Genomic DNA, 13,069 nt, shown 5'->3' with positions numbered 1-13,069 from the left:
AGATAGAGATAAAGTATAGAACCCTTTTCATGAGAATTATATGCAGTGTTAGATGAGAAAGTTCTAAAACTTTAAAATCAGTCTCTAATATAATAAGGAGGAATTAAAAATGAGGAATAACAAAAAACATTCGTCACATAGTCATCATAATCACGGCGACATGGATCACTCAAAACACGACCATAATGAAATGGAACATAGTCAGATGGATCACAGCAAGATGAATCATAGTGCGATGGATCACAGCAAGATGAATCATAGTGCGATGGATCACAGTGAAATGGATCATGGCGCAATGGGAGGGCATGCCCACCACCATCACGGTAGCTTTAAGGAGATTTTCTTGAAGTCACTCCCATTAGGAATTGCAATCTTACTCATTACTCCTATGATGGATATTCAGTTGCCTTTCCAAATTATCTTTCCTTATGCAGACGTTGTAGCAGCTGTATTGGCAACAATTCTATACATTTATGGCGGAAAACCATTCTACATGGGTGCGAAAGATGAGTTTAATTCAAAAGCTCCAGGCATGATGTCCTTGGTTACTTTGGGAATAACGGTTTCTTATGCCTATAGTGTTTACGCAGTGGCCGCTCGATATGTGACCGGAGAACATGTCATGGACTTCTTCTTTGAGTTTACAACGTTAATTTTAATCATGTTATTAGGACACTGGATTGAAATGAAGGCGTTGGGTGAAGCAGGGGACGCGCAAAAAGCATTGGCTGAGTTGGTGCCGAAAGATGCTCATGTTGTTTTAGAAGACGATTCGATTGAGACTCGTCCTGTGTCTGAACTTCAGGTTGGAGATGTTATCCGTGTTCAAGCCGGAGAAAATGTTCCAGCAGATGGAACGATCCAGCGTGGTGAATCACGTGTAAACGAATCGCTTGTGACTGGGGAATCGAAACCAATTGAAAAAAATCCCGGAGATGAGGTCATCGGTGGATCAACCAATGGTGGCGGAGTCCTCTATGTGGAAATAAAGCAGACGGGCGATAAGTCCTTCATTTCTCAGGTTCAGACATTAATCAGTCAAGCTCAAAGCCAAACTTCTCGCGCAGAAAATCTTGCACAAAAAGTTGCAGGATGGCTCTTTTATATTGCGGTTATTGTAGCTCTTATTGCCCTTGTCATATGGATGGTTATAGCTGATGTACCAACGGCAGTTATTTTTACAGTCACCACATTAGTTATTGCTTGTCCGCATGCCCTGGGTCTGGCTATTCCATTGGTGACTGCTCGTAGTACCAGCTTAGGGGCCAGTCGGGGATTATTAGTGAAAGACCGGGACGCTTTGGAGTTGACTACAAACGCAGATGTTATGGTTTTAGATAAAACTGGAACTTTAACAACTGGTGAGTTTAAAGTATTAGATGTTGAACTCTTTAATGATAAATATACGAAAGATGAAATCGTTGCCTTATTGTCAGGTATCGAAGGTGGATCTAGTCACCCTATCGCTCAGTCAATTATTAGTTACGCAGAACAGCAAGGTATACGTCCAGTAAGTTTTGATTCGATTGATGTTATTTCTGGCGCTGGTGTAGAAGGTCAAGCTAACGGACATCGTTATCAATTAATCAGTCAAAAAGCATACGGACGTAATCTAGATATGGATATTCCAAAAGGAGCAACCCTCAGTGTCTTAGTAGAAAACGACGAAGCAATCGGTGCTGTAGCTTTAGGGGATGAATTAAAACCAACAAGTAAAGAATTAATACAAGCCCTTAAAAAGAATAACATTCAACCCATTATGGCTACGGGTGACAATGAAAAAGCAGCTCAAGGAGCGGCAGAAATTTTAGGTATTGATTATTTGGCTAATCAATCTCCTCAAGATAAATATGAATTAGTTGAAAAACTTAAAGCAGAAGAAAAGAAAGTTATCATGGTCGGTGATGGGGTCAACGACGCACCTTCTCTTGCATTGGCAGACGTTGGTATAGCTGTTGGTGCGGGAACTCAAGTGGCATTGGATTCAGCCGATGTCATCTTGACACAGTCAGACCCTGGCGACATTGAATCCTTTATCGAGTTGGCTCAGAAGACCACACGTAAGATGAAAGAAAATCTTGTTTGGGGAGCAGGGTATAACTTTATCGCGATCCCAATAGCTGCAGGAATACTAGCACCAATTGGCATAACATTAAGTCCAGCAGTCGGTGCCGTCTTGATGTCACTTTCGACTGTAATTGTTGCCATCAATGCTATGACATTGAAATTAGAGCCAAAATAAACAGTTATTTGGCACATGAAATAATTGAATGACCTTATCGTGTAAAAATACAATAGTTTCACAGGAAAGGAAGAGATGGAATGATTTAAAAAATCATCTCTTCCTTTTTTAGTTTATAAGGAGGAAAAATTATGAGGCTGGTCCTTTTAGGGTTACCTGGTGCTGGGAAAGGCACCCAAGCTAAAAGAATCGCAGAGGAGTACCATCTGACGGCTATTTCAACTGGTGAAATGTTACGAGAAGCAACCAAGGAGAAAGATACATTCGGACTCAGAGTGCAAGAATATATGAATAAAGGAGAGCTAGTTCCAGATGAGTGGATAAACTCATTGGTTAAGAGTCGCTTACAAGCAAAAGATGTTGAAAATGGCTTTGTTCTGGATGGTTACCCACGTACCCTACAGCAAGCAAAAATGCTCGAAGCTTACCTACAAAATCAGAATCAGAATTTAGACGCTGTTTTCTTTTTAGATGTAAGTCAGGATACGTTAAGACATCGGTTAGCGCAACGAGGGAATCTTCGTTCAAAAGAAAAACAAGGAAATTCCCAAATCGAAGCAAAAAGGGAAAAAATTCGACTGGATGACAAACCAGAAGTGATTGAAAATAGGCTACACATTAATAAGGAATTAATGGAATCACTTATTCACTTCTACAAGGAGCGAAATCTGCTTTACGTTATCAATGGTGAAGGGGATTATGACAATGTGTTTGACAATATAAATGAGGGTTTATTGTCTGTAAACACATAACTACACAAATTGAACTTAAATTATGTGATTTAAAACAATTAACTAATGTAAGCTATGAAGGGGATTGAAGAATGAATGTTTTACTTAGTGTAATCGATCCAGTTGCTATTTCAATTGGCCCGATAAAGATTTATTGGTACGGAATTATTATTGCTCTAGCGATGCTGATCGGCATTTCATTAGCTACAAAGGAAGCTCAAAAACTGGGACTTGAAGAAGATACCGTGGTAGATATGGCATTATGGGCCATACCAATTGGCTTTATCGGTGCCCGACTTTATTACGTTTTATTCAAATGGGACTACTATATACAGAATCCGAGTGAAATCATCGCAATCTGGAATGGTGGAATTGCCATTTATGGGGGGCTAATTGCGGGTGGTCTCGCAGTATACTGGTTTGCAAAAAGAAAGAAAATGACGCTAACTCTTTTACTAGACATACTGGCCCCTAGTGTCCTCCTAGCTCAATCGATTGGTCGCTGGGGAAATTTCATCAATCAAGAGGCCCACGGTGGAGCAGTGAGTCGCCAATTTTTAGAAACTCTTTATTTACCAGAGTTTATTATTGAACAGATGAACATAAATGGTACCTATTACCACCCGACATTTTTGTATGAATCGTTATGGAGTTTATTAGGTTTTATCCTTCTTATTATCCTAAGGAATCAGAAAGGCCTATTACGTCGAGGAGAAGTTGCCCTCAGCTATGTCATTTGGTATTCATCTGGACGTTTTTTTATAGAAGGTATGCGCACCGATAGTTTATGGATTGGGGATATTATGCGAGTTTCACAAATGCTATCACTCGTGCTGTTTATTAGCGCAATCATTCTTTTGGTTTATCGTAGGAGAGATTACCCATCAAAACCCTTTTACTCAGAAAGCTTAAAACTGTCTAAAAAGTAAAAAGTTCAAATATAAGTATTTAATTAGTCAGGAGGAAATAACGGTTGAGTCATTGTTTTAATTGGTTGAATCAACTTGGGATTAGTTCATTTCTATTAGAGGGGCTATTTTGGATAGGGCTGGTTATTGTGGCTGTCTATTTGATTGGTCGATGGTTGTCTAGCTTTACTTATTCAGATTATCGCGAAACACCGTTAGAAATCCTTCAAAAAGAGTTCGCTAGAGGCAATATAACAGAAGAATATTTAATAAGAAAAAAAATATCTTTAGTGATTAAAAAAGCGCTGAAAACTAAAAAAAGAAAAGGGGGGATTGTAATCAAAAATTTGTTAAAAATGATGAAGCCCTTTGATATTATTATTATTTTTCTGTTGGTGGCTCTTTCTTTTAGTCCGATGGCTATCTATTCTGTTCAGAATTCTCAAAATGAAGGCGATAAGATATACGCAGTTATATCGATCGATGGCGAAGAAGTCGATCGTTTCCTTTTAACAGGAAACAAAGAGAACAAACTAATCACTTATTACCCTGCTCCTGGTAAATATAATATCATAGAAATTGATGGAGAAAGAATTCGAAACAAGGAAGACAATAGCCCTCAACAAATTTCCGTTCAAACTGGCTGGATACAGAATCCTGGAGAGACGAGTTTGAATATTCCACATCGACTGTTAATTGAGATTAACTCTGAAAACCCTGAAGATACAGAGATAGATGTTATATCCTGACGGAAGTAATTTTTTAAAATGAATTAGAAATGTTTTAAGTACAAATGGTTGACGCTGCTTGCTGATGAGTATAAAATAACTATGTGATAAATGATTTACGCTTGTAAACTACTATTAGGGGTTACTTTTAAGTTGATAGAAGTATAAAGAGTATTGCCTTAACCTTCTGACAGAACCCATGAAAATAGAATTCTCGTGGAGAGAAGGATAATTTATATGAATAAAAAACGCTTGGTTCCATTATTGTTTTTCTTGGGAATCGCCTTGCTTGTGCTCGTTTTTCTTTTTTTTATGTTCTTCCCGTTTAACTTCGGTCCCTCTTTTGAACTTAATGACAATCCAATGGGAAATATGATGGGCGGCAGAAACGGCATGAATAGGGAAACAAACACAGTAGAATTAAAGGCACCCGAGCAGCCGTCTATCAAATTACACTTACCCACTCTCCTTAAGAGCGATTATGAGACCGATACGGAAGTTTCCTATACCGTAGTAGCCGATGAAGGTCAGACTTCCTTCCGTGAAGGACCACTCACAGAGACGTACGGATATAATGGTTCTTATTTGGGGCCTGTTTTACAAGTGCGAAGAGGTCAGCAGGTTCATATCAATCTTCAAAATAAATTGGAAGAGGAGACCACTTTTCACTGGTATGGACTGAAGATCCCTTCTGATGTAGATGGAGGCCCTCACCATGCGATTGAAGCAGAAGGTAGCGCAGAGGTAGATTTTACAGTGGATCAGGAAGCGGCGACCCTTTGGTTCCATTCGCATGCACACCAAAAATCTGCTGAACAGGTCTATAATGGTCTCTCTGGATTGATTTTTGTGGAAGATGAGCATTCGGACTCTTTGGATCTCCCGAAAGAGTATGGAGTCAATGACTTTCCCCTCATTCTACAAGAACGATTTTTTGATGAGGATAACCAGTTTAATTATGATACGGTCTATAATTTTGATGGGACCACGGGAGACATCCCATTGGTAAATGGGACGATTCGTCCCTATATCGAAGTAGGACAGGAATGGGTTCGCTTGCGTGTCGTCAATGGTTCCAATGCTCGAAACTATCAATTGCGTCTTTCTGATGAATCTTTCTTTTAACAGACCGCTACAGATGGCGGTTTCCTAGAAACACCTGTAGAAAGAAAAGAGTTCCTTCTCTCACCGGGGGAACGGGCAGAAATTGTAGTGGACATGAGTAAGTATAAAGTGGGAGAGGAAGTTTCCCTTGTTGACATCTCGACAACAGAAATCCTAGCACTTCAAATAACAGGAGATAAGTCAGGAAGTCTTAAGCCTTTACCAGAAAAACTCAATGATTTACCGCCAGTGGAAGCTGACTCCTTACCAGATCGACAAATTGAGATGAGTGGAATGGGACACATGGTGACACTAAACGGAAGAAAATTTGATTTGGAACGCATTGACTTTACCGTTGAACAAGGTAAAAAGGAAGTCTGGGACATTGCAATGCCGAATACCTCTATGATGATGGTGGACATGCCCCACCCATTTCATGTCCACGGTGTCCAATTTCGTATACTTTCTCGGAACGGAAGTCCTCCAGAAGCCTATGAATCAGGGTGGAAAGATACTTTCCTCGTTTCTCCGGGGGAAGTTGTCAAAATTGAAATCGAATTCTCTCAACCGGGAATCTTTATGATGCATTGTCATATCTTGGAACATGAGGACAATGGAATGATGGGGCAGATATTAGTGAAGTAACGATATTTTGTTAAGATACTGCAAATGAATTTCAGTCCTATTAATGAATTTAAATAGATGTTTTCTAATGATAGCTTGAAAAAGTGCATAAAAAAATGAATTTAAATAGATGTTTTCTAATGATAGCTCGAAAAAGTGCATAAAAAAAAGAAGTCGGAAACAAATTGAGGGAGCCCCTCTAATTTGTTTCCGACTTTTTATATCTCTATCCGTTGTTCCTGGAGTAGGTACAGTTGGCTTAACAGAAGAACAAGCAAATGATAAGGCAATAGATGTTAAAACGTCAATCCTAGATTTAGATAATGTACCAAGGGCACTAGTTAATTATGATGCAACTGGGTTAATCAAGCTTGTTATCAACGCTCAAAATCAACAAATAATAGGTGTTCATATTGTTGCTGAAAATGCAGGCGAAGTCATTTATGCAGGGACTTTAGATATTAAATTTGGTTTAACAGTCGAGGATTTAACGGACACAATGGCTCCCTATTTAACGATGACAGAAGGATTGAAACTTGTAGCACTCGGGTATAATAACGATGTTTCAAAGTTATCTTGTTGTGCAGGATAATATACAGAAATGGGCGGCAGTTCCTCAAATGAACTGCACCCATTTTAAATAATCTATGATCAATAGATACACTCTTCTATAAATAAATAATGGATTAACTAATTTTTAAAAGAATTTTCATACGAGGATATTAATTATTTCAATAATCACACATTTAAGATTTACTAAGAAAAAGTAAATATTTGTTACTTTGGAGTTTCCGAGCAATTAAAAACTACTATTTCTTATAAGTAAACTTTCAATAACAAACATGGAAAAAAGACTATTTTCCCCAGAAATAGTCTTTTTTATTTTATTAGTGCAAAGCACCTCTTAAATTTAATGCAAAATAAAATTACAATTTACATCTTTTATAAAAAGTTTTCAAAAAATCTATAGAGGTTCTCATGGCATCAATGAATTCACTGATGAAGTGAAAAGATGTGTTTTACAAAACTTTTATAAATAATATGAGATAACGGAAAGATTTCACTTGACTTATTCTTATTTAGGAGTTAAATTATAATCAAACATTAATCAAAGTTTAAAGAAACACATCGAAGAGAAGAGTACTTATTGAAGACATGTAAAGAGAGCCCGGTTGGTGAGAAAGGGTCTAGTTAAAGGTAAGGAAGATGAGCTCTAAGTGGCTAGCATGGTTAACGCTATCTAGACGGGTGCAACCGTTATATTGCCGAATCTCAGATAGAGTTAGTTTATCTGGCATTGTTGAGGCAATCGTTGTAAAACGATTGTAAATTAGGGTGGTAACACGGATAATCCGTCCCTTTGTTTTTATAATAAAGGGACGGATTTTTTTATTACCATAAATTCTTTGATTAAATTATTTTAAAATATTAGGAGGAACACACATGACTACATTTACAAAACGCACACGTTCACCATTTCGCTATGATGTTGTAGGAAGTTACTTAAGACCAAAGGAGTTAAAAGCAGCTAGAGCAAAGTTTGCTGAAGGAGAAATTACACAAGCAGAGTTAAAAGACGTTGAAGATAAATTCATTATTAAATTAATCAAAAAACAAGAAGAAGTTGGACTTAAAGCAGTGACAGATGGTGAGTTTCGCCGTAGTTGGTGGCATCTTGATTTCTTTTGGGGCTTAAACGGGGTTGAAAAAGTTAACGACGGTGGTTATCAATTCCATGGTGTGTATACTCGTGCCGAAACAGCTCGATTATCAGGGCCAGTTTCAGGTGAAAATCATCCGTTTGTTGAGGATTTTAAGTTTGTTCGTGATCATGTGTCCGAAGGTATTGAAGCAAAACAAACTTTCCCAGCACCAGCTCAATTACTTGCTGAATTATATCGCCCAGAAAACATCGAAGCCACTCAAGCAGTATATTCTAGTGAAGAAGCATTAGTTAACGATGTAGCAAAAGCATACCAACAAGTTATTCGTGATTTATATGACGCTGGAGCTCGTACAATCCAATTAGATGACTGTACATGGGGGATGATTGTGTCAGAGAACCCTGAAGGCGTATCTACTAAATTTCAGTTAAACTCAGATAATATAGAAGAAAGAGAAAAAGCTGAAACTCGTCAAAAATTAAAAGAACTTTATATCACTGCCAATAATAAAGCTTTAGAAGGTGCACCGGAAGATTTAGTTATTAATACCCATGTATGTCGAGGAAATTATAATTCAACATGGGCAACAGAAGGCGGGTATAATGAAGTTGCACAACCTTTATTTGACCGAGGGAATTACGACGCATACTTCTTAGAATACGATACGGATCGTGCGGGCGGATTTGAACCATTACAATATGTTTCTGATGATAAATACGTTGTTCTAGGTTTAGTAACATCAAAAGATGGTGAGTTAGAAGATCGGGAAACATTAATTAAACGCATTCATCAAGCGGCGGAATTTGTTCCGTTAGAACGCTTATGTCTAAGTCCACAATGTGGCTTTGCTTCAACTGAAGAAGGCAATATCTTAACAGAAGAACAACAATGGGATAAGATCCGTTTAGTTCAATCAGTTGCTGAAGAAGTGTGGGGATAGATATGACTCAAACTGATTTCGCTCAACTATTATTAAGTGCTAAGCGAGTTGATTTAAGTCATCCAGTTTCTGATGAGATTCCAAAGTTTTCAGCTTTAGAAATTTTAACAGAGAAAGTGATCTTTAACATTGATTTAGATGGATTTTATGCTAAAGAATTTACACTGCCGAGCCAATACGGTACCCATATTGATGCACCGATTCATTTCGCAACGGGTAAACGTACTTTAGACGAGTTAACTTTAGATGAGTTAATTCTTCCGTTGTATGTACTGCATTTTGAAGAGAAAGTGGAATTAAATTCTGATTTCACAGTCAGTGTGTCAGATATTCAAGCGTATGAAGAAGAGAATGGAAAGATTCCAGCTGGAAGTTTCGTTGCTTTTTCAAGCGGATGGTCTAGACGTTGGGAAGATCACGATGCCTTTTATAATAAAGATGAGTCAGGTGTGAGTCACACGCCAGGTTGGTCAGTCGAGGCATTAGAATATTTACATAAGGAGCGTCAAGTGACTGCCATTGGACATGAGACTTTAGATACGGATAGTGGTGTCGATTACACTCGCACAGGGTCCCTTGCTGCTGAGTATTACTGGTTAGCTTTAGATAAATATCAAGTCGAAGTGATGAAGAATCTAGAGCAATTACCCACTCAAGGAGCTGTAATTATTGTCGCACCAGTGAATATTGTTGGGTCACCAGGGTTTAGTGTTCGTGCTTTTGCTTTAGTCCCAAATGAATAGGTATAACTAATAATCATTAAACCATCACTTAGCGCAGGCGTTTAGGTGGTGGTTTTTCTTTATATTGGAATAATGAATAGAAGAATCTTACCCATTCTCTCCATAGGTAAACGGCGGTAATTATGATAAGATATGAATACATTAAATAAAGGAGTCAATAACAATGAGTATCCAATTATATAATACATTAACTAGACAAAAAGAATTTTTTACACCACAAAAAGAGAATGAAGTGACTTTTTATGTTTGTGGACCCACTGTATATAATTATATTCATATTGGGAATGCTAGAAGTAGTGTGGCATTCGATACAATTCGTCGCTATTTAGAGTACCGTGGCTTTACTGTTAACTATGTATCAAATTTTACCGACGTTGATGATAAGATTATTAAAGCAGCTAAAGAAGAAGGATTAACGCCTAAAGAGGTGGCAGATAAATATATTGAAGCATTTATGGAAGATACAGGTGCTTTGAATATTAAACCTGCGAATAAATATCCACGCGTCATGGATCATATTGAAGATATTGTGGCATTTAATGAGCGTTTAATTGAAAAAGGTCACGCGTATGAAGCAGATGGGGATGTGTATTTTAGAACAGACTCCTTTGAAAAATACGGTGAACTGTCTCATATGTCTTTAGATGAATTGCGTGTTGGGGCAAGTGAGCGTACAAATGATGAAGAACTTGCACGTAAAGAGAATCCAATTGATTTTGCTTTATGGAAAAAGGCTAAAGACGGTGAGATTAGTTGGCCATCTCCATGGGGAGAAGGACGTCCGGGTTGGCATATTGAATGTTCAGTGATGGCAACGAAACATTTAGGTCATACATTAGACATTCATGCAGGTGGGCAAGACTTAGAGTTCCCTCATCATGAGAATGAAATTGCGCAATCAGAAAGTCATTATGACCAGACTTTTGCAAATTACTGGCTACATAATGGGTTTGTGACATTTGGACAAGATGAAGAGAAGATGAGTAAATCTTTAGGGAATTTTGTTCTATTGAGAGATTTAATTGAGGCGGTAGATCCAATGGTTGTCCGCTATCTTCTAGGAACAGTTCACTACCGTCGTCCGTTGAAATATGATGATGCGGCTTTAGAGGATGCGCGAAATAATATTGCTCGTTTAAGGGAAGTATTACGCCGTACAAATTACCGTATTGACCAAACGGAAGAGACAACCGAAGTGCAAGATTCTGACTGGTTAGACCGAATAAATGAGATCGAAACATCGTTTAAAGTCGCCATGGATGACGATTTCAATGCAGCAAACGGTATGACAGCAGTGTTTGAACTGGTTAAAGTGATGAATCACTATCTTGAAGAAGAAACAGTTGAAAAAGCTGTTTTAATTGAAATGAAACAAAAATTAAATGAATTATTAAGTATTTTCGGCTTAGTCCTTGAGAAAGAAGACTTAGTTGACGAGACAATCCAGGCTTTAATCGATGAACGTAACCAAGCACGCGCTGATCGTAATTTCCAACGTGCCGATGAAATTCGCGATGAGTTAAAAGCCCAAGGAATACTACTAGACGATACGCCACACGGAACACAATGGAAACGAGAGAATTAATATGAATGAAAAAGCAAACTTACTCAACGGCGCAGCCTTAGCCTATATTGGAGACGCTGTTTATGAAGTCTTTGTCCGTGATTATGTCTTAAGTAAAGGCGAAACAAGCCCCAATAAATTACATAAAGCAGCGGTAAAATACGTTGAAGCACGCGGACAAGCAAGAGTGATGCAACATTGGCTATCTTTTGATGACTACTTAACTCAAGAAGAGATTACAATGTACAAACGCGGTCGAAATAATAAAGCCAATACAAAAGCTAAAAATGCATCGATCGGAGATTACCGCCAAGCGACTGGCTTTGAGTCACTCGTTGGTTGGTTACATATGAGCCGCAAATTTGAGCGCCTACAAGAACTTCTACAGGCAGCCGTTGATTATATCGATGAGAATCAGGAGGGATAATATGTCTGCGAAGCCAAATAGAAAAAATAACGACCCCAAAAAATCAAAGAATAACGAAGAAATATCGCAGGATTCCGAATTTCAGTACGGAAAACACGTTATAATCAATTTATTGGAGTCAAAATCACAAATAAATAAACTATTTCTACAAAAGGGAATTTCAGGTCCATCAATTACTGATATATTGAATCTAGTGAAGCAACAAGGCATTGTATTCCAAGAGGTTCCAAAATCGAAACTCGATGATATGACAGATAATGCAAATCACCAAGGTGTTGTTGCTACTGTGCCACCATTTGAATATTCTACATTGAATGATGCGTTTGACTTAGCTGATTCCCAAGGAGTCCCGCCTTTCTTTCTCATTTTAGATGGGATAGAAGACCCGCATAACTTAGGGTCAATTATTAGAACGGCTGATGCCGTTGGTGTTCATGGAATTATTATTCCAAAACGCCGCGCCGTAGGACTAACTGGGGTCGTTGCAAAAACATCAACCGGAGCGATTGAACATGTGCCGGTGATTCGCGTAACGAACCTTTCTCAAACAATCACTGAGTTAAAAGAACGCGGTATTTGGATCTTTGCGACAGCTATGGAAGGCGAAGATATGCGAACTTGGAACAGTGAAGGCGCGATTGCACTTGTTATTGGTAATGAAGGGCAAGGCGTATCACAAAATATTCTAAAAAATGCCGATGGTACAGTAACTATCCCGATGATTGGACATGTGCAAAGTTTAAATGCAAGTGTAGCTACTGCAATCCTTGCTTATGAAGTTGCCAGACATCGTATTCCAAAGATGTAAGGAGCGATAAAATGCGCAGAAAAGAAGTTCTCTTCGTGGATGGATATAACATGATTGGTGCTTGGCCTGAATTAGAGCAGTTAAAGAAACGTGACGAAATTCAAGGAGCCAGAGATTTGCTATTATTTGAACTTTCAAACTATCGAAAGTATCGAGATATTGAGGTCATTGTGGTGTTTGATGCACAATTTGTCCCAGGAATTACCTCAACTTTTGAGGAGTTTAATGTCACTGTTGTCTTCACACAAGAAGGGGAAACAGCAGATAGTTATATTGAACGGACAGTCAAACAGCATATAAATGCCCTGACTCGAGTCGTGGTCGCAACGAGCGATGCAGCCGAGCAGTGGATGGTCTTTCAACAAGGTGCTCTAAGACAATCAGCTAATGAGTTACTAATGGAAGTAAATTACGCCAAGTCACAAATTAGAAGCGATGTAAGTACTTTTTATGACTCTCGCATTCGAAGGCGAAGTCCTTGGGACGTCACTCATTTAGAGAAATTGGACCGCTTACGAGAAGAGATTGAAAGGCAAAACGACTAATACCCCTAAGACATAACTTAAACTGTTTCATCCTATTTTAA

12 protein-coding genes, 1 pseudogene and 1 other annotated feature are annotated in these 13,069 nt (G+C 38.4%); all 13 genes and pseudogenes read left to right on the top strand.

What is annotated here, in order from left to right:
• The first annotated feature begins 109 nt into the window (after positions 1 to 109).
• Positions 110 to 2,242, top strand: coding sequence for a copper-translocating P-type ATPase TcrB (gene tcrB, locus HW423_RS02225; RefSeq protein ID WP_218930326.1), 2,133 nt, complete (start codon positions 110 to 112; stop codon positions 2,240 to 2,242).
• Between the two features lie 131 nt (positions 2,243 to 2,373).
• Positions 2,374 to 2,994, top strand: a complete 621-nt coding sequence (locus HW423_RS02220; RefSeq protein WP_218930325.1) for an adenylate kinase — start codon at positions 2,374 to 2,376, stop codon at positions 2,992 to 2,994.
• Positions 2,995 to 3,065: 71 nt separating this feature from the next.
• Positions 3,066 to 3,902: a prolipoprotein diacylglyceryl transferase gene (gene lgt, locus HW423_RS02215; RefSeq protein WP_218930324.1), complete on the top strand. Its 837-nt coding sequence runs from the start codon at positions 3,066 to 3,068 to the stop codon at positions 3,900 to 3,902.
• A gap of 44 nt (positions 3,903 to 3,946) precedes the next feature.
• Complete coding sequence (locus tag HW423_RS11370; protein WP_328803108.1) at positions 3,947 to 4,630, top strand: NusG domain II-containing protein; 684 nt, start codon at positions 3,947 to 3,949, stop codon at positions 4,628 to 4,630.
• A gap of 216 nt (positions 4,631 to 4,846) precedes the next feature.
• On the top strand, positions 4,847 to 5,734 hold the full coding sequence (locus HW423_RS02205; protein ID WP_218930323.1) for a multicopper oxidase domain-containing protein: 888 nt from the start codon (positions 4,847 to 4,849) through the stop codon (positions 5,732 to 5,734).
• 93 nt (positions 5,735 to 5,827) lie between these two features.
• On the top strand, positions 5,828 to 6,358 hold the full coding sequence (locus HW423_RS02200; protein ID WP_218930322.1) for a multicopper oxidase domain-containing protein: 531 nt from the start codon (positions 5,828 to 5,830) through the stop codon (positions 6,356 to 6,358).
• A gap of 199 nt (positions 6,359 to 6,557) precedes the next feature.
• Positions 6,558 to 6,929 (top strand): annotated as a pseudogene (locus tag HW423_RS02195) (mercury(II) reductase); the annotation flags it as partial.
• 527 nt (positions 6,930 to 7,456) lie between these two features.
• Positions 7,457 to 7,700, top strand: a binding site (T-box leader).
• A gap of 80 nt (positions 7,701 to 7,780) precedes the next feature.
• Positions 7,781 to 8,941 (top strand): 5-methyltetrahydropteroyltriglutamate--homocysteine S-methyltransferase, encoded by a 1,161-nt coding sequence (locus HW423_RS02190; RefSeq protein WP_218930320.1) that lies wholly within the window; start codon positions 7,781 to 7,783, stop codon positions 8,939 to 8,941.
• Positions 8,942 to 8,943: 2 nt separating this feature from the next.
• On the top strand, positions 8,944 to 9,684 hold the full coding sequence (locus HW423_RS02185; RefSeq protein WP_218930319.1) for a cyclase family protein: 741 nt from the start codon (positions 8,944 to 8,946) through the stop codon (positions 9,682 to 9,684).
• 163 nt (positions 9,685 to 9,847) lie between these two features.
• Complete coding sequence (gene cysS, locus HW423_RS02180; protein WP_218930318.1) at positions 9,848 to 11,269, top strand: cysteine--tRNA ligase; 1,422 nt, start codon at positions 9,848 to 9,850, stop codon at positions 11,267 to 11,269.
• A gap of 1 nt (position 11,270) precedes the next feature.
• The gene (locus HW423_RS02175; RefSeq protein ID WP_218930317.1) at positions 11,271 to 11,675 is read left to right on the top strand and encodes a Mini-ribonuclease 3; all 405 of its coding nucleotides are present in this window, start codon (positions 11,271 to 11,273) and stop codon (positions 11,673 to 11,675) included.
• A gap of 1 nt (position 11,676) precedes the next feature.
• Entirely contained in the window at positions 11,677 to 12,483 is an 807-nt protein-coding gene (gene rlmB, locus HW423_RS02170; RefSeq protein WP_218930316.1) for a 23S rRNA (guanosine(2251)-2'-O)-methyltransferase RlmB, read from the top strand.
• An 11-nt stretch (positions 12,484 to 12,494) separates the two neighbouring features.
• Positions 12,495 to 13,028, top strand: a complete 534-nt coding sequence (locus tag HW423_RS02165; protein ID WP_218930315.1) for an NYN domain-containing protein — start codon at positions 12,495 to 12,497, stop codon at positions 13,026 to 13,028.
• Positions 13,029 to 13,069 lie beyond the last annotated feature (41 nt).

It is taken from the genome of Ruoffia halotolerans (genome assembly GCF_014049385.1).
Classification (GTDB): domain Bacteria; phylum Bacillota; class Bacilli; order Lactobacillales; family Aerococcaceae; genus Ruoffia; species Ruoffia halotolerans.
The sequence above is the reverse complement of the archived record's forward strand: the minus strand, read 5'-3'. Positions and strand labels throughout refer to the sequence as shown.

Excerpts from the sequence above, each read along its gene's own strand:
- tcrB (WP_218930326.1), top strand. The coding sequence starts at position 110 with ATGAGGAATAACAAAAAACATTCGTCACATAGTCATCATAATCACGGC.
- HW423_RS02220 (WP_218930325.1), top strand. The coding sequence starts at position 2,374 with ATGAGGCTGGTCCTTTTAGGGTTACCTGGTGCTGGGAAAGGCACCCAA.
- lgt (WP_218930324.1), top strand. The coding sequence starts at position 3,066 with ATGAATGTTTTACTTAGTGTAATCGATCCAGTTGCTATTTCAATTGGC.
- HW423_RS02205 (WP_218930323.1), top strand. The coding sequence starts at position 4,847 with ATGAATAAAAAACGCTTGGTTCCATTATTGTTTTTCTTGGGAATCGCC.
- HW423_RS02200 (WP_218930322.1), top strand. The coding sequence starts at position 5,828 with ATGAGTAAGTATAAAGTGGGAGAGGAAGTTTCCCTTGTTGACATCTCG.
- HW423_RS02190 (WP_218930320.1), top strand. The coding sequence starts at position 7,781 with ATGACTACATTTACAAAACGCACACGTTCACCATTTCGCTATGATGTT.
- HW423_RS02185 (WP_218930319.1), top strand. The coding sequence starts at position 8,944 with ATGACTCAAACTGATTTCGCTCAACTATTATTAAGTGCTAAGCGAGTT.
- cysS (WP_218930318.1), top strand. The coding sequence starts at position 9,848 with ATGAGTATCCAATTATATAATACATTAACTAGACAAAAAGAATTTTTT.
- HW423_RS02175 (WP_218930317.1), top strand. The coding sequence starts at position 11,271 with ATGAATGAAAAAGCAAACTTACTCAACGGCGCAGCCTTAGCCTATATT.
- rlmB (WP_218930316.1), top strand. The coding sequence starts at position 11,677 with ATGTCTGCGAAGCCAAATAGAAAAAATAACGACCCCAAAAAATCAAAG.
- HW423_RS02165 (WP_218930315.1), top strand. The coding sequence starts at position 12,495 with ATGCGCAGAAAAGAAGTTCTCTTCGTGGATGGATATAACATGATTGGT.